The organism is Verrucomicrobiota bacterium (assembly GCA_019247695.1).
Lineage (GTDB): Bacteria > Verrucomicrobiota > Verrucomicrobiia > Chthoniobacterales > JAFAMB01 > JAFBAP01.
On the sequence record JAFBAP010000169.1, the window covers coordinates 1 to 19,337 of the forward strand.

Here is a 19,337-nt window from a genome sequence, read left to right on the forward strand (position 1 = left end):
CTGCTCGATGCCCATCGAGGTGACACTCTGCCTTAGGCCCAACGGGCCGGCAGAGCTTAGCCCAGGGTGGAACCCTATTGCCATTTAGTTAAGGAGGCTTTCTGACCCGCAATGAGCCCGTCGCCTCGGCCTTGGCGTGGTTGGTACTTGCGGGTTAGCGCGGCAAACAAACGCGTTTGCACAGCCATCATCGTACGCCTCGCGCCCGGCGCGCGATCATCGTACCCCCGCAGGTGCAACAAACCGTGCAGGAGATAAAGTTTCAGTTCGCCAGCCAGGCTCGTCCCGTGCTCGGCCGCCTGGCGCTCGGCGGTGTCCACGCTTATGACGATTTCACCGTGTTGAAACGTGATCACGTCGGTCGGCGTGCTGAGCCGCATAAAGTCGTGGTGGAGTTCGCAGATCCTGCGATCCGAGACCAGCACCACGCCGATTTCGTCCGGGAGATCGGCGCCTGGGACAGTCAGCACCTGTACCAGGGCACGGCAGGCGAACTGCTGCAGGTCGTCCCGCTCAAGCCGTAGTCGCCGCTGGCGGTTGCTGACCAGAATTGCAGGGAGACCTTCCGGCACGGCGTCTTCGGGGGTCGCAGGACCTCGCACCCTTCAGCTTAAGCGGCGGAAGCGGGCGGCAGGTGCCGTAAGCGCCGGCTGTCCTGATCGTTTTTATCCTCGTCCTTCGGGTATTTGATCCGCGTGTGCAGCATGTTCTGCAGGGTGAAACGGAAAGTCTCGGCGATCTGGCGCAACTCGCGCAGGGTCAGGTCGCATTCGTCCAGCTGACTTTCGGCAACCCGCTTGCTGATGATGTCGTTCACCAGTTGCTCGATTTTTTGCGGGGTAGGCTTCTCCAGGCTTCGGGAAGCGCTCTCGACCGCGTCGGCAAGGCTGATGATTCCGCTTTCCTTGAACTGCGGCTTCGGTCCGCTGTAACGGAAACTCTCTTCCCGGACCTCCGGGATGTCCTCTTCCCGGATGTTCATGATCTTGCCGCCTTCACGGGCGTCCTGCTGCTGTTGCAGGGCTCGCTTGTAGAAATAGGCTACCAGCGAGGTGCCGTGGTGCTGCTGGATAACGTCGATGATGCGGGCATTCAGCCCGTATTTCAACGCGAGGTCCACACCCTCCTTCACGTGGGCGATGATGATGAGCGCGCTCATCGTCGGCGCGAGGTCATCGTGCGGATTATCTTCCCCGACGATGTTTTCCGAGAAGTAATTGGGTTTAACCAGCTTGCCGATGTCGTGAAAGTAGGCGCACGCACGGCACATGGTTCCGTTCGCGCCGATGCGATTAGCCGCAACCTCCGCCAGGTCCGCCACGACGTCGCTGTGGTGCCAGGTCCCCGGCGCCTCCAGGCTCAAGCGCAACAGGAGCGGGTGGTTACGATCCGCGATTTCCAGCCACGACATATCGGTCGTGATCTGGAAGAGCGCCTCCAACATGGGCAGCGCGCCACCCACCACCATGCCGGAGATCACGCCGGACAAGATCGCCGTCATGGATTGTTTGAGGAACAACGCCCAATCCGATACCCCGGTGGGCAGCCACGGTACGGTGATAATGCCGAACGACATGCCCAAGACCCAGGTGGCCAGACCGACGTAAACGCCGGCCCGGATCAGCCGGCTGCGCCGCCGGACCTGGATGGTTGCAAACACCGCGATAAAACCGGTGATAAGGCTGGTGATCAGCAGGACCGGGTCAATGCCGCGGAAAAGGATGGAGGTCCAGAGGCTGACAAAGATCGCCCCGTAAATGCCATGGTTTTTCCCAAGCAAAATGGAAAGCACCAGCGGCGCCAGCGCAAACGGGATCAGCAAGGTCCCAAACTCGCGCGACACCCCGTCCGGCTGCTCCGACAAAACCATGACCAACTTCGCGGTCGCGAGGTGAAACAAAATGACGCCAAACACCAGGCCGATCCGCGAATTCCGGCGGAACGTGTCCGGATGATTGATCCAGAGCTGCTCTACCGCCGTGGCCAGGATCAACAGGCCAATGAGAAAATATTTCGCCGGGTCCGGATAATCCCCGGAAAAGATCAGAAGAGCCAGAACGGCGCTGAAGGCGCCAAAGATGCCGATCTTGACCCGGAAATCCGAATCCAAACGGCGCATCCATTCTTTCTGCGTTGGTTTGCGCCGTTGCTTACTGCAAGCGAAGCCCCGCTTGACCAGACGCTTGCGATTCAGAGAACCGAACATACGAGTAAATGCAAGTGAGAGACGATCAGCCATGGCGCTTAGGGGCCCGTTCCGTACCTTCCCGGTGGCGCTTGTAGGCCTGAATGATGGATTGTACCAAAGGGTGACGAACCACGTCGCGCTCACCAAACTCCACGAACTCAATTCCCTCGACCTGATGCAAGGCGTGCATGGCTTCGATCAAACCAGACGTTTTGTTAACAGGCAGGTCTATCTGGGTTCGGTCTCCTGTGACAACACATTTCGAATCAGCCCCGAGGCGCGTGAGGAACATGAACATCTGTTCCGTCGTCGTATTCTGAGCTTCATCGAGAATTACGAAGGCATGATTTAAAGTCCGGCCACGCATGTAAGCCAAGGGCGCAATCTCGATGACGCCCCGGTCGATGTACTTTTGGATCTCCTCCCCATCCAGCATATCATACAACGCATCATACAGCGGGCGCAAATAGGGGAAAATCTTCTCCTGCAGGTCGCCGGGCAGAAAACCGAGGGCCTCACCCGCTTCGACAGCAGGACGGGTAAGGATGATGCGTTTTACCGATTCTTTTTTTAGCGCATCGACGGCCATCGCCATGGCCAGGTAGGTCTTGCCCGTGCCCGCCGGACCAATCCCGAACACGATGTCGTGGGACTGGATGGCCTGAACATAGGCGAGCTGTTGCCCCGTTTTGGGTGCGATGGGCGGCCGGCGACTGCTCGTCTGGACCCGAAAATTCGCCAGCTGGCTTAACGGTTCCTGTGCCTGACCCGTCACGGCATCCAAGGCATATTGAAACTCCTGGCGCTTGATCTGTAACCCGCGCTGCCTTGCCCCTTCAAGCTGTTCAAAGACCTGGCGGGCTTTTTCAATGTCGGCGCGCTCGCCCTCGAGCCGCATCCAGCCGTCCCGAGTCGTCACTTTCAGCCGCAACCGGTCCTCAAGCGATTGAAGCAGGCGCAGATCGTTCGCATAGAGGTTCTGAAGCGTACGCGCGCTGTCGAACTGAAAAGTTTCAGATTCCACTATTTACTTGTATGCATAAACCATCGCCCAGTGGGTTCGTTCCTGTGGCGAACTCGTCACTTCGACAATGATGTAGTAGGTGCCGGTCGCGGGGGCACTGACTCTCGAGGCCGCAAAATGCCCCTTCTGCCATGAGTCGTTTTCGACCAGCTTGCCCCGGCTGTCATAGACATGGATGGCGATTTTTGCGCTGTCGACGTCCGTTCCGGTACAAAACCAGTAATCATTGCCTCTGAAAAGGGTGTGAGGGATTGCCTTCTGTTCTTTGACCCCCAAATCTCCGCCCCACTGGTCGTCGCGCACGATGTAACCTTGCTTCACGTAGGGACCGATAGCCTCCATCGCCCGGGCAATGGCGTCATCAACCGTACCGAATGCCCGGCCGGCACAAACCAGCAGGGTGACAATCAAAAAGAAGCGTTTCACAAGGTGCTAAGCGTTCGAACTGATAGCCTTGACCACCTGCCCGGTGATCTCATTGATGCGTTTCACCGAAGCGGGCGTGATCTTTTGGTTAATGAGAGGCGAAATTTCCGCCAGACCTTTTTCGACCTGGCTGACGAGCTGGTTATGCCGGAGCCGGGTGGGCATCCCGGCCAGGCGTTCCTGGAAATACCGCAACAGGTCAGGCTGATTCAACAGGTCAGCGCTGTCCGGGGAGTAACTTTTCCCGACAATCGAAGTCAGCACTTCCGTCCCGCGAAGCCAGCCGCCGAGGCTGACCAGGTGAGCCAGTTGCGCATCCTGGAGTTCAATCATCGCGTTCCTGACGTCGGTCAGCGCGCCGTCCAGTTCCTGCCGCACGCCTCGCCAGTCGCTCGCGTCGGCCTTGGTAAGGATCGCGTTCGTCCGGCTCAAAACGGTTTTTTCCACCCCGATTGCCCGCGCCAGTTCGAGGACGTCACGGCCGATCTGTTTGACCTGTTCGCGGTCCTTCGCCTCAACGGCGACGAAACCTTCCGCCACGACCGACCCAAGAAGCAAGGCGATCTGAGGGCGCGGGCCCCGGTTGGCGATCGTGGGCACGCGCAGTTCACTCTTCCAATCGGGTGTTCCAAGCTTGTCGAGCACGTTGAAGACTTCGCTGGGCAGCGGCACGACCACGTCTTCCAGGCGGGTCGCCGGAAAGCGCGAAAGGTCGATCTGGCGCGGCGGCGAGTCCGCATAACCCGGCTGCCACGCCAGGGCACCCAGACCGGCGGCAAGCAGAACGGCTCGAACGACAGGAACGACCGACACAAAATTTAAATTGCAGGTTGAAATCACAGGAGAAAATACCTAAAAGCAAAATTTTCTTTGAGCAAACGCTGTTTCTGCCTACTGAGCTTGGCCGATGCGTTTCGATCGAGTAGAAGAGCTAATCAGGCAGTTCGCTGGCAAACAGATCCTGGTCATCGGAGATTTGATGCTTGATGAGTTTGTTTGGGGCCGAGTCTCGAGGATATCGCCCGAAGCGCCGGTTCCGGTTGTAGAAGTGATCCGGGAAACGTGTTACCCCGGGGGTGCCGCCAATGTCGCGCGCAACGTCCGGGAGTTTGCTGACAAGGTTCACCTTTGCGGGCTGGTCGGGGAGGATGCGCACGCTGAACGTCTCCGAAGGATCCTGGAAAAATGCGGTATCCAGCTCAGCGCGGTCCAGGCCGACAAAGGTTACCAGACCATCGTCAAGACGCGCATCATTGCCCGCCAGCAGCAGGTGGTCAGGGTCGACCGGGAGGCGGTTCAGGCGCTGCAGCCTGAGACGCAGGCGCGCGCCTTGGCGGCGATTCAGGCGCTGTTGCCCCAGATCGATGCGGTTATCTTTGAAGATTACGGCAAAGGCTTTTTAAACCAGAAGTTTGTTGACCAGGTAACCGCGGCGACCCGTGCGGCGGGTAAGGTAATCACCGCCGACCCAAACCCGCGGAATCGCATCGAGTGGCGCGGCCTCACGGCCGTTAAACCCAACCGGTCAGAGGCATTCGCCGTCGCGGGGGAACCCTTTCAGGAACCGGCCCGTAACCCCCTCGGAGATGAAGCCCTGCGGCGAGTCGGGGACAAGCTCCTGGCCCGATGGCAGCCCGAAGCCTTGCTGATCACGCTCGGCGAACAAGGGATGATGCTGTTTCGCCCGCAAACCGAACCGGTGCACATCCACCCGCAGCCCCGGGAGGTTTACGACGTTTCGGGAGCCGGCGATACGGCCATCGCGCTGTTGACGCTCGGCCTGGCAAGTCACGCCGCGCCGGAAGAAGCGGCGGAAATTTCCAATCACGCCAGCGGGGTGGTGGTTGGAAAACTCGGGACGGCGACGCTCACGCCGGCTGAACTCCGGGCAAGCTTCCATGAGGCGCTTCACCGTGAGGAGTAAGGCGGTTTTTCTGGATCGAGACGGCACCCTGATGGTGGACGTGGGTTACTGCTCACGGCCGGAAGACGTCCGGCTGCTGCCCGGTGTGCAGGAAGGGCTGGCAAGACTCAAATCCGCCGATCTCAGCCTGGTGATTGTCACGAACCAGAGCGGTCTTGGCCGGGGTTATTTCGATGAGACAGCCTTCTGGCAGGTCCAGGAGGCGCTCAACGCGCAACTCGGCCCCGGTTTGATCGACGCGGTCTACTTTTGCCCCGATCATCCCGACTCCCCCAGCCCGCGCCGGAAACCCGGCCCCGGCATGCTCCTGGAAGCGGCCCGAGACCTGGGCCTGCACCTGGACGAGAGCTACCTGTTGGGCGACCGGGATTCAGATATTGATGCGGGTCTGGCCGCCGGGCTGAAACTTTGCGGGCTCGTTTTTGCGCCCGGCCCGGCGCCGAACGGTGACCACCGGGTGTTCGCGGCACGCAATTTCACCGAAGCCGCCGACCGGATCCTCCGGGATGTAACGGGTAACGGGTAACGAGTGGCGGGTAACGGGTAGCGGGTGACGGGTAACGAGTGGCTGGTAACGGCAAGGGATGCCTGGTACGATGTGACTCCGAAAAGGCGGGTCCGGGGAAACGTTTGTTCACTCGTCACCCGATACCCGCTACCCGTTACCCGTTACATGAAAGCCGCTGCCCTGATTCCGGCTCGCTGGGGTTCCACGCGATTCCCCGGAAAACCGGTCCATCAGATTGCCGGTAAACCGCTGATTCAACACGTCTGGGAACGCTGCTGTGAGGCGACGGTTTTCGACCGTATCATCATCGCCACCGACGATGCGCGCATAGCCGAAGCGGCTTCGGGTTTTGGCGCCGAAGCGGCCCTGACTTCGAGCGAGCACCAAAGCGGGACGGACCGGATCGCGGAAGTCGCACGCAACCTGACCAGGGTCGGCCTGATTTTCAACGTGCAGGGGGACGAGCCGCTCATTGCCCCGGACCTGCTTGGGGACTTGGTGCGCAAGCTGGCCGGTGACCGTCGCGTGGACCTGATCACGGCGGCGGTGCCCATCGACGCGGAGGAGGCCCGGAGCGAACACGTGGTAAAAGTCGTGACGGACCGCAAGGGCGACGCGCTCTATTTTTCGCGCAGCGTGATCCCGTTTGCACGCGGACCCGGCGACGCGGGGTACCTGAAGCATTTAGGGATTTATGGCTATCGGCGCAAGGCCCTCCTTGAGTTCGTAAACCTTGAGCCGAGCCCGCTTGAACAGGCGGAGCGCTTAGAGCAGTTGCGTGCGCTCCAAAATGGGATGAAACTGCGCGTCATCGTTTCCCGAACCAGCTCCATCGGCGTGGATACACCGGAAGACGCCGAGGCGGCGGAGAGGTTGATTCTCGGGGGAGGGCTGGGCCGTTCAACTTCAAATCGGAACCGAATGGTATGAAGTACATTTTCGTAACTGGGGGGGTAGTGAGTTCACTAGGCAAAGGATTGGCCGCGGCCGCGCTGGGGACGCTGCTGGAGCATCGTGGCCTGAAGGTGATCATGCAGAAGTTTGATCCGTATCTGAACGTTGATCCGGGCACGATGAGCCCCTTCCAGCACGGCGAAGTTTACGTGTTGAGTGATGGCGCGGAGACGGACCTGGACCTCGGTCACTATGAACGGTTCACCAACTGCGTGCTTTCCCGGGCAAATAACGTCACCAGCGGCCAGGTGTACGAGACGGTGCTGGCCAAGGAGCGCCGGGGCGATTACCTGGGCAAGACGGTCCAGGTGATCCCGCACGTCACGGATGAGATCAAGAGCCGGATTCAGCGCTTGGAAAAGGAACAGGGCGGTGACGTAACGATCACCGAGATCGGCGGAACCACAGGCGATATCGAAGGGTTACCGTTTCTGGAAGCCATCCGCCAGTTCCAGCTTGAGGTCGGGCCTGAGAACGTCGTGATCATGCACGTAACCCTGGTGCCGTACATCAAGGCCGCCGGGGAACTCAAAACCAAGCCCTCGCAGCAGAGCATCGCCAAGCTTCGCGAGATCGGCTTGCAGCCGCACGTGCTGCTCTGCCGGACAGAAAAGCCGCTCGACCTGGAGGTGCGCCAAAAGCTGGCCATGTTTTGCAACGTATCCCTCCACGCTGTGGTCGAAGTCCGGGACGTCGACCACACGATTTATGAACTGCCTCTGATCCTCCAGCAGGAGCGCCTCGACGAAACCATCTGCCGGCTCCTGCGACTCGAAACGGCCCCGGCGGAAATGAACGACTGGCGCCGGTTTGTCCAGCGGGTGATCTCGCCCAAGAAACGGTTGAAAGTCGCGGTCGTCGGCAAATACATCGATCTACAGGACGCGTACAAGAGCATTTACGAATCGTTAACCCATGCCGGGGCGGCAAACGATTGCGGAATCGACATCCTGCGAATCGACTCCGAGGACATCCAGGGGCATGACCCGCATAAATTCCTCGCGCCTGTGGCCGGCGTCCTGGTGCCGGGTGGCTTTGGGGAGCGCGGGGTGGAAGGTAAAATCGCCGCGTGCCGTTATGCCCGTGAACAGCGCCTGCCTTATCTCGGGCTTTGCCTGGGGATGCAGATCGCCTGCATCGAATTCGCCCGCAACGTTTGCGGGCTGAAACACGCCAACAGCACCGAATTTGACGAGAGCGCCGTTGATCCGGTCATCTGCCTTTTGGAAGACCAGCGGGAAGTGCGCAAAAAGGGCGCGTCCATGCGGCTCGGCAGCTGGCCGACCCACATCGTCCCCGGCACACTGGCGGAGAGGGTGTATGGCGCGCCCCAGATCACCGAAAGACACCGTCACCGGTACGAGTACAATATGAAGTACCGGGAACTGATGGTGGCGAAGGGCTTTGTGATCGCGGGCACGTCGCCGGACGGCCGGCTGGCGGAGTTGATCGAAATGCGGGATCACCCCTGGTTCCTGGCGTGCCAGTATCACCCGGAGTTCCTTTCGAAACCGAACTCACCCCACCCGCTGTTTCGGGGATTTATCGCTGCCTGCCTGGCGAATTACGAGTGATCCATCTCGACGGCCCTGGAGGTAAAATCTTGCCTTCCCACCCGGGTGCCGGGCCCCCCTGAGCCGGCATTCTACCGAGATAACCGTCTGAATGTATTACTCGACGATTTGCAGGACGACCTGATGGCCGGTCCTCGCCGCCGCTGCCGACAGCAAATTGCGTAGAGCGGTGATCGTATGCCCGTTGCGCCCGATCACCTTACCCACGTCCGCTTGGCGCATTTCGACCTTGAAGATCAACTTGTGCCCGTGCTCAAGGCGCGTGATGAAAACCTCCTCCGGAACATCAACCAATTGCCGGATGACGAACTCCAGGAAGCTTTCCATGCACGCGCCGGAATTCTAAAGGATTAGGATTACGGGACTAAAGATCGCACGATCACGCCGAGACGGGCACGGTCGCGGCGACCTGCGCAGCCCGCCTGCGAGCTTTCCGGATGAAACTGGCGACGGTTTCGCTCGGTTGCGCACCGTGCTTAATCCAGTATTCCGCCCGCTCAAGGTTCAGCTCGTAATTGTCGCTTCGCTTGCGCGGATCGTACGTTCCGATAATCTCGATGAACTTGCCGTCGCGCGGACTCCGTTTGTCGGTAACCACCACGCGGTAATACGGGCGATTCTTGGCGCCCTCTCTTCTCAATCTAATCGCAACTGCCATATTTTCTGCAGGGTGTCCCCTTTAAGTGCCTAGTGTCTCCGACCCGGGGACGCGGGCTAACATTTTTTTCAACTGCCCCATGTTCTTCATCAGCTTGCGCATCTGGCTAAACCGCTGAAGCAGGGTGTTCACTTCGGCGACCGTCGTACCGCTGCCGCGCGCAATCCGCTGCCTCCTGCGGGCATTGAGGATGCCCGGGTTTTTCCGTTCACCCGGAGTCATGGAAAGCACGATCGCTTCCACGCGCTTCAGCTGTTTGTCGTCAACCGAAAAGCCCTTCAGGTTACTCATTCCTGGCAACATGCCAAGGATATTTTCAAGCGGCCCCATCCGGCGCAGCATTTTGAACTGGGCCAGAAAATCGTTGAAATCGAAGGAAGCGGTTCGCAGCTTCTTCTCCATCCGCGCGGCCTCTTCCTCGTCAATGGCTTCGGCAGCGCGTTCGACGAGGGAAACCACATCGCCCATCCCGAGAATCCGGCCGGCCAGGCGCTCGGGATAAAACGGCTCAAACTGATCCAGCTTTTCGCCGACCCCGGCAAACTTGATCGGCCGTTTCGTGACTTCCCGCATGGACAAGGCGGCGCCCCCCCGGGCATCGCCATCCAACTTGGTCAGGACGAGACCGGTCAGGCCAAGCGCGTCGTGAAAATGGGTAGCCACATTGACGGCCTGCTGGCCCGTCGCTGCGTCGCACACCAGGAGTACCTCGTTCGGCTCCAGCAGGTCCTTGAGCTTTTGCAATTCACCAACGAGAACTTCGTCGATTTCGAGGCGGCCCGCCGTGTCGAAAATCTGCACGTTCCCGTGCTGGCCATCGGCCCACTTCAAGGCCGCTTTCCCCACGGCCACGAGGTCGGTCTGCCCTGTTCCGGGACTGAACACCGGTACACCGACCTGCTTTGCCAGGGTGGTTAACTGGTCAATGGCGGCCGGGCGCTGGAGGTCCAGAGGAAAAAGCAGGGGTGCGCGCCCTTGTTTCTTTAATAAACGCGCCAGTTTGGCTGCCGATGTGGTTTTGCCCGATCCGTGCAGCCCGACAAGCATGATGCGGGCCGGTTTGTTCAGGTCGAGCGGCGCAGCATCTCCCCCCAGCAACTGGGTAAGTTCGTCGTAGAAAATTTTGACGATCTGTTGGCCGGGCGTGACGCTCCGCAGGACTTCCTGGCCGAGCGCCCTCCCTTTGACCCGGGCGATGAAATCCTTTGCAACCTGGAAGTGAACGTCCGCTTCCAGCAGCGCAAGCCGCACCTGGCGCAACGCATCGTTGACGTTGCTCTCCGAAATCGTGCCGTGACCTCGGAGGTCTTTAAAAATGTCCTGAAGCTTATCCGATAACTGAGAAAACACGACCCTTACCCTACGTCGACGGCGCGTTCTTTGCCACCGGCGCGCTGCCTCCGTCAACGGTAAAATTCCAGCGCGTCTCGACACGCCTGCCGCTGGCTTTCGCGGCGATGATCACCGTATACGTCCGCGGCACCAGATTCTGCGTAAATGCGTAGCTTACCAGCCTGGTTTTCGGGTCGTATTTCGCCGGCACGATCCCGTACCCGCTGACGCGCATTTCCACCGAACCGGGATCCACCTCACCCATGCTGGCCAGGTTCGCTTTGATCGTCGGTTTCAGATCGCTGATGTGCTCGTCGTTCATCGGCTGGGTCAGCATTGAAGCCGCCGCCAACTGCATCGAGACGACGCCCGGCCCCGTGTCACTGTCCGGTCCATAATCGAGCGCCATCTTGAAGATGTTCGGCTTGTTGGACTCGATCGCGTACCGCCCCAACTGGTCAGCCGGCGCATCAAAACCCATGTGTTGGCCGTAAACCGTAAACAGCGCCTCGTACCCGGCATCCATGGCCGTCTTGCGGACAACCTCATTATGCGTGCCGTAAGGAAAGGCGAACACCGAAATCTTGATGCCGAGCTTATCTTCGAGGATCGCCTTGGATTGGAAAACCTCGTTGTGCAACCACGTCGCGTAATCCTGACCCCTGGGGGCACGACGCAGGTCATGGTGCGACAGCGTATGGCTTTCGATGTCAACCCCGGCGTCCCGCATTTCCTCGAGCTGGTTCCAGGTGATGGATTTGCCGCCTGCACCGACGTAATTGGTGTAGATGAACATCGTGAAGGGGTAGCCGTACTCTTTCAGGATCGGCCAGGCGGCCGAATACCCCGAGATGTAGCCGTCGTCGATGGTGATGATGCAGCTCTTGAGGGGAATCGACTTTTCGCTGCGGCGCCAAGCCAGGTAATCCTTCATCGGAATGACGGTGATGCCACCGTCTTTCAAGGCCTGCATCTGGGACCTGAATTCCGCCGGTGCAATCGCGAGGCTGTCGCGAGGCTTATCTTCAAACCGGTGGTAGCACAACACCATCACCTTGGCGTTCCGGTCGACCGGCGGCGGTGCGGGTGTCGCTGCGGCCGTCTGAGCAGCCGGCGTAGAACTAGACGCGGCAAGATCCCCGCCTTTTCCGAGGTTAGCGGAAGAAGACGCCTTTTTACAACCGGCCACCAACAGAGGTAAGGCCACAATCAATGCGAGAGCACCACGACGCATACGAGAAGTGCCTGCCAGGATAGCATGCAAAGGGCTTTTGGAAAGCCTTGAACGAAGCAAAATGAACTGACGTACTTACACCCGGGCCGGATTTTGTTCGCCGCCACTTTGAGCCCGGTGCGCCGCCTTTTCGATCCCAAGTTCCTCGAATTTCTCGTCGATGTACCGGAAATGCCGGTCAAGGGAACAGATCTGGTCGATCTCGTCCGGGGTCAGCACCCGGGTGATCTCCGGCTCACGTTTGGCCTCCGTCATAAAATCGGCGTCGCCCTGCCAGGTTCGCATCGAGGCCCGCTGGACGGCTTCGTAAGCGGTTTGTCGGGCCAGACCGCGTTCGGCCAGCGCCAGAAGCAGAGTCTGGCTGAAGTACAATCCCCTGGTGATTTGCAGGTTTTGCTCCATGCGTTCGGGGTAGACCTGGAGTCCCTCAACGAGCCTGCTCAACGTCGAGAGCATGTAGTCCACCAGGATGCACGAGTCCGGCAGGATAATGCGCTCAACGCTGCTGTGGCTGATGTCGCGTTCATGCCACAAGGCGACGTTTTCCAGGGCGGCCACCGCGTTACCGCGAACCACCCGGGCCAGGCCGCTCAGACGCTCTCCGGTTATCGGGTTACGTTTGTGGGGCATCGCCGAACTGCCTTTCTGCCCGGGACTAAAGTGCTCCTCCAGTTCCAGCACCTCGGTCCGCTGCAGGTGGCGGAATTCGGTCGCCCAACGATCGATGCTGGAGGCGATCACGGCCAGGGTCGTGGAAAATTCGGCGTGCCGGTCCCGTTGGACAACCTGGGTTGAGAGTCTGTCCGGCGCGAGGCCGAGGCGCTCACAAACGTAGCGTTCCACCCGGGGATCCAGGTGGGCGTGCGTCCCTACCGCGCCGCTCAGCTTGCCCACCCCCACCGTTTTTCGCGCGTTCAACAGGCGCACTTCAGCCCGCTGAAATTCGTCGAACATCACCGCCATTTTGAGGCCGAACGTGATCGGCTCGGCATGGATCCCGTGGCTCCGGCCGATCATCGGCGCGCGCTTAAAGCGCAGCGCCTGCCTCGCGATCTGCATCCGCAACGCCGCGATCTCGTTGAGCAATAAGTCGGCTGATTCGGTCAACTGAACCGCCAGCGCAGTGTCCAGAATGTCGGAGGAAGTCAGCCCGAAGTGGATCCAGCGCGCCTCCGGACCCACGTATTCGGCGACGTTTTCGAGAAAGGCAATAACGTCGTGGTTGGTGCGCCGCTCAATCTCCTGAACCTCGGAGATCGAGAATCTCCCCTTTTCGCGAATGGCGGCCGCCTCCGCTTTGGAAATCAGACCGATTTCCGCCATGCCTTCGCAGGCGAGGGTCTCGATCTCCAGCCAGATACCGAAGCGACGTTCGTCGGCCCAGACCGCACGCATCGACGGGCGCGAATAACGTGGAATCACCCGCCCAACCTAGCGCGCCGGCCCGGCTTGAAAAGGGTTTTCTCGGCCACCCCGGATAAGGCTGGCCCAACCCCTCTCAAGCCGGGTGACTGCCGGACATGATGATATCAAACAGATTGATCACGCAATCACCCGACCCCGGGTACTGACCTACCGGACCCGAGCACGGATCTTACGACCGTTATTCATCAGCCGGACCTGGCCGGAAGCGAGCAGATCGGCCACCGCCGCCACTGTTTCTTCCTGCGTCTTCGCGCACGAACTAACCGCCAGAATCAAATCCCCTAAACTCAAAGGCCTATTCGTCACCTTGTGTCTCTTCATACTTTCCTTAGTTCCAAAATCCCGTGTCCATCGCGGGCAGGTCGTCCCTGCCTTCTTTTTTAATACGTCCGTCGTCTTAGACCGGGATACCACTGGTCCCGTTTAAACTTCGTCTTAGCGAAGGAGGCATTTAGCCCTAAAACGCAATCACGCATAAAGCGCTCAGGGAACGTCCCGATAATAGGGTATACCGCGGGCACCCGCTTTTTGGGGTTGCGAGACAAGACGTCTTACCCAAAGCTGGAGCCTGAATTTTCGTTTTTATGGCTTGGCTGCACCAATTCGTTGATATCGTTCTTCACACCAACCTCTACCTCGCCCAGCTCGTCCAGCAGTTCGGGCCGTGGATTTATGTTCTGCTTTTCACGATTGTCTTTTGCGAAACCGGGTTGGTGGTAACCCCGTTCCTGCCGGGTGACGCCCTGCTGTTTTCGGTGGGGGCCCTCGCCGCAACCGGCGCGAGTCTGAATCTGGGTCTGGTGCTCATCGTCCTGATTCTCGCCGCCTGGTCAGGCAATACGGTCAATTATTGCATCGGCTCCGCCCTCGGCCACCGGTTGTTCAGCAACCCGGAAAGCCGAATTTTCAATCGCAAGCATCTCGAACGCACCCACGCCTTTTACGAACGCCACGGAGCGAAAACCATCATCCTGACGCGGTATCTCCCGGTCCTTCGCACTTTTGCGCCGTTTGTGGCCGGGATGTCCGGGATGCATTACGCGCGGTTTTTCAGCTATAACCTGATCGGCGCCGTTGCCTGGGTTCTGAGCGTAACCCTGGTCGGTTATTTCTTTGGCGGCCTGCCGTACGTGCAACACAACTTCTCGCTGGCGATCCTGGCGATCATCGTCGTGAGCATGATCCCGCCGTCCGTTGAACTTGCGAAGGCTTGGCTGAGCCGGAAAATGCCACAAATGACGGACGGCCGCCTGCGGCGTTGAAGGGTTCGGGGGGCATTGTCCCGGAGGGGCGGCTGATGTCAGCCGGGAGTTGAAGCGCTTCGGGGGAGGTAGCGCTTCCGGGACTGAGCGTTCAAAGGTTAAGAACCGGCGCTTCTGCTCCCCGTCAGTGACATTCCAGGCATTTTTCCGTTTGCACCGTTCGTGGCATCGGAACTGCCGCGAATGAGCCACGAATGAAACCCCGTCATTTGTGGCACCCGGCGTGTAGCACGCCGGCGACGTCGCCGAATTCCTCATCCGGCCGGGCTCGGAAAAGAACTCGCGAAGCAGGTACTCCGCCATTTGTGGCATTTTTCCGCTTGTGGCATTTGTGGCATTCTAACGTGTGATTGAGGTATCCTCCTTACAACCGGAAATCGAGAGGGTAGGCCGGCAACTTTTTGCAATCATTGATGCCGAAAAGGCCTCGGCCAATCCGTTTAAAAGAAACGATTTCTACGGGCGCCTGCTGGAGTGGTCCATGCAGGACGAGGGCTTCAAGACGCAGATGTTCCGGTTCGTAGACGTGTTGCCGTCCCTGACGAGTTCACGCCAAGTCGTCGAACACCTCGCCGAGTACCTGAGCCAGTCGCGGTCGTCTGTATCCGGCCTGTTGCGTGGCGCCCTGATGGCCGGGAAAGTCGTTCCGGTGGTGCCGGCCGTTATCATCCGCCGCAACGTCCTGGCGATGGCAAACCTCTTCATCGCGGGCCGGGACGGCAGATCGGCGTTTCCCAACCTGGAACGTCTCTGGCGAGAGGGCGCCCGGTTTACGGTCGATATTCTGGGGGAAGGGGTTGTCAGTGAACGGGAAGCCGATCAATACGCGGCACGCTACCATCAACTCCTCGACTTTCTGGGTGCGGCGACCCGGGGCTGGCGCGTGACGGGTCCCCTCGCGGCGACTGAACCGCCGTTGCTCAACGTTTCCGTTAAAATTTCGGCGCTCTGCGCGCGGATCCGGCCGAGCGACCCGGCATCATCGCTCGAGGTAATCATGCGCCGGCTCCTGCCGATCGTCCTGAAAGCGCGGGATTTGAACGGGTTTATCAACCTGGACATGGAGAGCTACAGCCTTAAAGGGCTTACCCTGGAGCTTTTCCGCCGGTTGGTGGAGCGGCCCGAACTGAACGGGTACCCGCACCTTGGCTTTGCCTTGCAGGCTTACCTGCATGACTCTTATCAGGATGCCGAGCGGATGCTGGATTGGGCGGCCCGCCATGGCCACCGGTTTACCGTCCGGCTGGTTAAAGGGGCATATTGGGATTACGAGAAGGTCATTGCCGGCCAGCGCGACTGGCCGGTGCCGGTTTTTCTGTCGAAACCGGAGACCGACGCGAACTACGAGCGGATCACGCGCCTGTTGTTGGAGCACTCGGCGCACGTATACCCGGCCCTTGCAACCCATAACGTCCGGACGATCGCGCATGCGCTGGTGTACGGCGAAAAACTGGGATTGAAGCCGGGAGACAGCGAGTTCCAGATGCTGTATGGGATGGCCACGCCGATCCGGCGGGCACTGGTCCGGCATGGGCAGCGGGTCCGGGAGTATTGTCCGCTCGGCGAGTTGGTGCCCGGGATGGCGTACCTTGTGCGCCGCCTCCTGGAAAATACTTCCAACGAAGGGTTTTTGCGGGCCAGATTCAGCGGCCATGCATCGATGGCCAGCCTCCTTGAAAATCCGGCGGCCCGGCTGCCCGCCCCTGCCGCTCTGCAGACGAGCCGGCCGCTGGTGGTGGTTAAAGCGCGGTTCCGCAACGAGGCGGCGGCCGATTTTACCCTTGAAGCGCAGCGTAACGCGATGGTGCGAGCGCTCGAGAAGGTCGACCGTGAGCTTGGCCGGAGTTATCCTTTGATCATCGGCGGCCGGGAGGTGCCTGCGACCGAGGTTTTCCCGTCAATAAATCCGGCGGCACCCGGCCAGTTGGTCGGCCAGATCGCCGCGGCCCAAGTCCCCGAGGTGGCTGCCGCCGTGCAAGCCGCCCGCGCTGCCTTCCCGCGATGGGCCGGTACCACCCCCGATGAACGGGCCCGCCTGCTGCGGCGCGTCGCCGCCATCATGCGGGAGCGCCGGGCCGAGCTGACCGCCTGGGAAGTCATCGAGGTCGGCAAAACCTGGGGTGAGGCTGACGCCGACGTGGTGGAAGCGATCGATTTCTGCGAGTTTTACGCGCGGGAAATGCAGCGGTTAGGCCGGGGACGCCTCACGCAGGAGGTGCCCGGCGAGATCAGCATCGAACATTACGTCGCGCGTGGTGTGGCCGCGGTCATCGCGCCCTGGAACTTCCCGCTCGCCATCCTTTGCGGCATGACCACTGCCGCCCTGGTGGCAGGTAATACCGTGGTGGTTAAACCGGCCGAACAGAGCCCGGTCATCGGCGCCTTGTTCGTCAATATGCTGCGGGAGGCCGGTGCGCCTGAAGGGACGGTGAACCTGCTCAGCGGTCAGGGAGAAATCGTCGGGGCCGCCCTGGTTGCGGAGCCCGGCGTCGATCTCATCGCGTTCACGGGCTCAAGGGAGGTCGGTTTGAAGATCTGGGAAACCGCCGGCAGGACGCATCCCCGCCAGCGCAACCTCAAAAAGGTCATCTGCGAGATGGGCGGCAAAAACGCGATGATCGTCGACCGCGACGCGGATCTGGATGAAACGGTGCTGGCCGTGGTGCAATCGGCATTCGGCTTTCAGGGCCAGAAATGTTCCGCCCTTTCGCGTCTCATCACGGTCGGTGACGCCGGGGAGAGGCTGCTGCCGAGGTTGGTCGAGGCCACCGCCGCCCTCAAAATCGGGTTGCCGTCAGATCCCGGCACCGACCTGGGACCGGTCATTGACCAGGATGCCTTCACCAGGATCAATTCTTACCGGGAACTCGCCCGCCGAGAACACAAAATCCTTTTTGAGGGCGAAGTTCCCAACCGCCTCGACGGCTACTTCGTGCCGCCCCTGATCGCGGGAGAGGTACCGCCGGACGCCCGTCTGGCTCAGGAAGAAATCTTTGGCCCGGTCCTGGCCGTGATCCCGGCACGCGACCTTACCGAGGCCCTGGCAATTGCCAATGGGGTGGCATTTGCGTTGACCGGCGGCATCTTTTCACGCAGCCCGCGGAACATCGAAAGGGTGCGCCGCGAGTTTTCAGTCGGCAACCTTTACATCAATCGCGGGATCACCGGCGCCATCGTCGGCCGCCATCCGTTCGGCGGGTTCCTGATGTCCGGTGGCGGCACCAAAGCCGGCGGACACGATTACTTGCTCAACTTCATGTTCCCGCGGGTTGTCACCGAAAATACGGTGCGCCACGGGTTCGCACCGGACTCGGGTGAAGCCGGCGGGGCCGCGGGGGGTTGAGGCCGGAGAAAGTTCACGGCGCGGATCGACGATCGGGGCGGGCCAGTGCGTTCTGGACCAGAAAAAATTCACTCACATTCTCCGCCGTAAACAAGCCGATGAGGCGCCCGGTCTGGTCGACGACGGGCAACGCCTGCGAACCGGATTGCTGCAGCACAGTGAATGCGCGCTCCAAATTGGTGTGCGGCAGCAGCGAGGGTAATCCCCGAACCATCACCTCCGTCACCAGCGTTCCGGGACCGAACCGGCGCAACCCCAACAAAAGGTTGTGCTTGGTGAGCAACCCCGCCATCCCGCCATTGTCGTCCAGCACCGGAAATTGGCGCTGGGAAGTCCCGAGCAGCGCGTCGACCGCCTGATCCAGGGTCGAATGATGATCGAGCGTATTGAACCGGGTCATCATCGCGCTTGAGACCGGGAACCCGGAACTGGCCAGACGCATTTGCACAAAGGCGGACTCATTCTCCGCCCCTATGTAAATGAAAATTGCAATCAGCCCCAGCAGCAGAAGGCCCTTGAAGGCGGCAAACGTGCCGATGGCAAACGCCAGGCCCTGACCGATGCTGGCCGCGATGCGCGTTGCGCGTGCGTAAGGCATTTTTGTGGCAAGCAGGGCCCGCAAGACCCGGCCGCCGTCCAGCGGAAAGGCAGGGATCAGATTGAAAAGCAGCATTATCAGGTTGGCCACGAGCAGCATCGTGAGCAGGTCCGGGCCTTCCGGATCCGAGACCGACTCCAGGTTGACGCCTCCCGAAAAGGCCAGCACGACGCCGAGCGCGAGCAGGATGATGACGTTCACCAACGGTCCGGCCAAAGCCACCACCAGTTCCTGCAGCGGCTTTTCGGGCATCCGTTCCATGCGGGCAACTCCGCCGATCGGCAACAGGCTGATATCGGCCGTGGAGATCCCGTACGCCTTGGCCGCTAAAGCGTGCCCGAACTCGTGAAGCAACACGCAGAGAAACACCAGGACGGTTCCCATCACCGCATAGAATGCCCCCCGGATCCCGCTGTGGACGCCGTATATATAGGCGATGCCCCCGAGAAGCAGAAGAAACGTCGCGTGGACGCGCACATCGATGCCTGCCACCCGCGCAATTTTAAAAGACCATCTCATCAGCGGCTACAGAGTTCTCTCAAGCCCCACCACCAACATACAGCATACGCTCGCCAGCACGAAGAGCATTCAGTGAAAGAGTTCGGCGTTCGGTCACACGGCGGGCACGGCGGAACACGGCGGAAAGACAGAATCATCCGCAGAACACGCAGAGAACGCAGAAAAGGGAAAACATCCACAGATTACACAGATTGACACAGATTACGGGGACCCGGCGGCATCTCCAAGGTTGACACTCGCACCTAACCCCCATGCTGCCGCTCCGAACTCCGAACTCCGAACTCCGAACTCCGAACTCCTCTTCCTCTTCCGCCGTGGTCGCCGTGGCTCGCCGTGTTCGCCGTGTGAACTCTTACGTGGTGCCCGCC

At 60.2% G+C, this 19,337-nt stretch carries 17 protein-coding genes; 6 read left to right on the plus strand and 11 right to left on the minus strand.

Features of this window, described 5'->3' with window-relative positions:
• Positions 1–74 precede the first annotated feature (74 nt).
• Genes ybeY through JO015_20265 form a run of 5 tightly spaced genes read right to left on the minus strand, consistent with a single transcriptional unit; the run spans position 75 to position 4,451 of the window.
• Entirely contained in the window at positions 75–572 is a 498-nt protein-coding gene (gene ybeY, locus JO015_20245) for an rRNA maturation RNase YbeY (protein MBW0001432.1), read from the minus strand.
• Between the two features lie 38 nt (positions 573–610).
• Positions 611–2,239, minus strand: a complete 1,629-nt coding sequence (locus tag JO015_20250; protein MBW0001433.1) for an HDIG domain-containing protein — start codon at positions 2,237–2,239, stop codon at positions 611–613.
• Positions 2,232–3,212 carry a PhoH family protein gene (locus JO015_20255; GenBank protein MBW0001434.1) on the minus strand — a complete coding sequence of 327 codons (981 nt, stop codon included), beginning with the start codon at positions 3,210–3,212 and terminating at the stop codon, positions 2,232–2,234. Before JO015_20255 ends, JO015_20250 begins: the two co-directional genes overlap by 8 nt.
• A 3-nt stretch (positions 3,213–3,215) precedes the next feature.
• On the minus strand, positions 3,216–3,638 hold the full coding sequence (locus JO015_20260) for a hypothetical protein (protein ID MBW0001435.1): 423 nt from the start codon (positions 3,636–3,638) through the stop codon (positions 3,216–3,218).
• A 6-nt stretch (positions 3,639–3,644) separates the two neighbouring features.
• The gene (locus JO015_20265; protein MBW0001436.1) at positions 3,645–4,451 is read right to left on the minus strand and encodes a hypothetical protein; all 807 of its coding nucleotides are present in this window, start codon (positions 4,449–4,451) and stop codon (positions 3,645–3,647) included.
• A gap of 94 nt (positions 4,452–4,545) precedes the next feature.
• On the opposite strand from JO015_20265, the gene JO015_20270 reads away from it, so the two are divergent.
• The 4 genes from JO015_20270 (at position 4,546) to JO015_20285 (ending at position 8,598) form a co-directional block, all read left to right on the plus strand.
• A complete protein-coding gene (locus JO015_20270) occupies positions 4,546–5,562 on the plus strand; it encodes a hypothetical protein (protein ID MBW0001437.1) in 1,017 nt (338 codons plus the stop codon).
• Positions 5,537–6,088 (plus strand): HAD family hydrolase, encoded by a 552-nt coding sequence (locus JO015_20275; protein MBW0001438.1) that lies wholly within the window; start codon positions 5,537–5,539, stop codon positions 6,086–6,088. Before JO015_20270 ends, JO015_20275 begins: the two co-directional genes overlap by 26 nt.
• 147 nt (positions 6,089–6,235) lie before the next feature.
• Positions 6,236–7,000 carry a 3-deoxy-manno-octulosonate cytidylyltransferase gene (gene kdsB / locus JO015_20280; GenBank protein ID MBW0001439.1) on the plus strand — a complete coding sequence of 255 codons (765 nt, stop codon included), beginning with the start codon at positions 6,236–6,238 and terminating at the stop codon, positions 6,998–7,000.
• Complete coding sequence (locus JO015_20285; protein ID MBW0001440.1) at positions 6,997–8,598, plus strand: CTP synthase; 1,602 nt, start codon at positions 6,997–6,999, stop codon at positions 8,596–8,598. The genes kdsB and JO015_20285 overlap by 4 nt, the downstream gene beginning before the upstream one ends.
• A 96-nt stretch (positions 8,599–8,694) precedes the next feature.
• Here the strand turns inward: JO015_20285 and JO015_20290 are convergent, their stop codons facing one another.
• The 5 genes from JO015_20290 to JO015_20310 form a co-directional block, all read right to left on the minus strand.
• Positions 8,695–8,925: a KH domain-containing protein gene (locus tag JO015_20290; GenBank protein MBW0001441.1), complete on the minus strand. Its 231-nt coding sequence runs from the start codon at positions 8,923–8,925 to the stop codon at positions 8,695–8,697.
• A 52-nt stretch (positions 8,926–8,977) separates the two neighbouring features.
• Positions 8,978–9,256 (minus strand): 30S ribosomal protein S16, encoded by a 279-nt coding sequence (gene rpsP, locus JO015_20295; GenBank protein ID MBW0001442.1) that lies wholly within the window; start codon positions 9,254–9,256, stop codon positions 8,978–8,980.
• Between the two features lie 21 nt (positions 9,257–9,277).
• Positions 9,278–10,606, minus strand: coding sequence for a signal recognition particle protein (gene ffh, locus JO015_20300; GenBank protein ID MBW0001443.1), 1,329 nt, complete (start codon positions 10,604–10,606; stop codon positions 9,278–9,280).
• Between the two features lie 10 nt (positions 10,607–10,616).
• On the minus strand, positions 10,617–11,795 hold the full coding sequence (locus JO015_20305) for a polysaccharide deacetylase family protein (protein ID MBW0001444.1): 1,179 nt from the start codon (positions 11,793–11,795) through the stop codon (positions 10,617–10,619).
• Between the two features lie 102 nt (positions 11,796–11,897).
• Positions 11,898–13,244 (minus strand): adenylosuccinate lyase, encoded by a 1,347-nt coding sequence (locus tag JO015_20310; protein ID MBW0001445.1) that lies wholly within the window; start codon positions 13,242–13,244, stop codon positions 11,898–11,900.
• Positions 13,245–13,831: 587 nt separating this feature from the next.
• On the opposite strand from JO015_20310, the gene JO015_20315 reads away from it, so the two are divergent.
• Positions 13,832–14,509, plus strand: a complete 678-nt coding sequence (locus JO015_20315) for a DedA family protein (protein ID MBW0001446.1) — start codon at positions 13,832–13,834, stop codon at positions 14,507–14,509.
• A 346-nt stretch (positions 14,510–14,855) separates the two neighbouring features.
• Positions 14,856–17,852, plus strand: coding sequence for a proline dehydrogenase family protein (locus tag JO015_20320; protein ID MBW0001447.1), 2,997 nt, complete (start codon positions 14,856–14,858; stop codon positions 17,850–17,852).
• 13 nt (positions 17,853–17,865) lie between these two features.
• Here JO015_20320 and JO015_20325 read toward each other — a convergent pair whose 3' ends face one another.
• Positions 17,866–18,969: a site-2 protease family protein gene (locus tag JO015_20325; GenBank protein MBW0001448.1), complete on the minus strand. Its 1,104-nt coding sequence runs from the start codon at positions 18,967–18,969 to the stop codon at positions 17,866–17,868.
• Positions 18,970–19,337: the final 368 nt, after the last annotated feature.

Excerpts from the sequence above, each read along its gene's own strand:
- JO015_20250 (MBW0001433.1), bottom strand. The coding sequence starts at position 2,239 with ATGGCTGATCGTCTCTCACTTGCATTTACTCGTATGTTCGGTTCTCTG.
- JO015_20270 (MBW0001437.1), top strand. The coding sequence starts at position 4,546 with ATGCGTTTCGATCGAGTAGAAGAGCTAATCAGGCAGTTCGCTGGCAAA.
- JO015_20275 (MBW0001438.1), top strand. The coding sequence starts at position 5,537 with ATGAGGCGCTTCACCGTGAGGAGTAAGGCGGTTTTTCTGGATCGAGAC.
- kdsB (MBW0001439.1), top strand. The coding sequence starts at position 6,236 with ATGAAAGCCGCTGCCCTGATTCCGGCTCGCTGGGGTTCCACGCGATTC.
- JO015_20285 (MBW0001440.1), top strand. The coding sequence starts at position 6,997 with ATGAAGTACATTTTCGTAACTGGGGGGGTAGTGAGTTCACTAGGCAAA.
- JO015_20290 (MBW0001441.1), bottom strand. The coding sequence starts at position 8,925 with ATGGAAAGCTTCCTGGAGTTCGTCATCCGGCAATTGGTTGATGTTCCG.
- rpsP (MBW0001442.1), bottom strand. The coding sequence starts at position 9,256 with ATGGCAGTTGCGATTAGATTGAGAAGAGAGGGCGCCAAGAATCGCCCG.
- JO015_20315 (MBW0001446.1), top strand. The coding sequence starts at position 13,832 with ATGGCTTGGCTGCACCAATTCGTTGATATCGTTCTTCACACCAACCTC.
- JO015_20325 (MBW0001448.1), bottom strand. The coding sequence starts at position 18,969 with ATGAGATGGTCTTTTAAAATTGCGCGGGTGGCAGGCATCGATGTGCGC.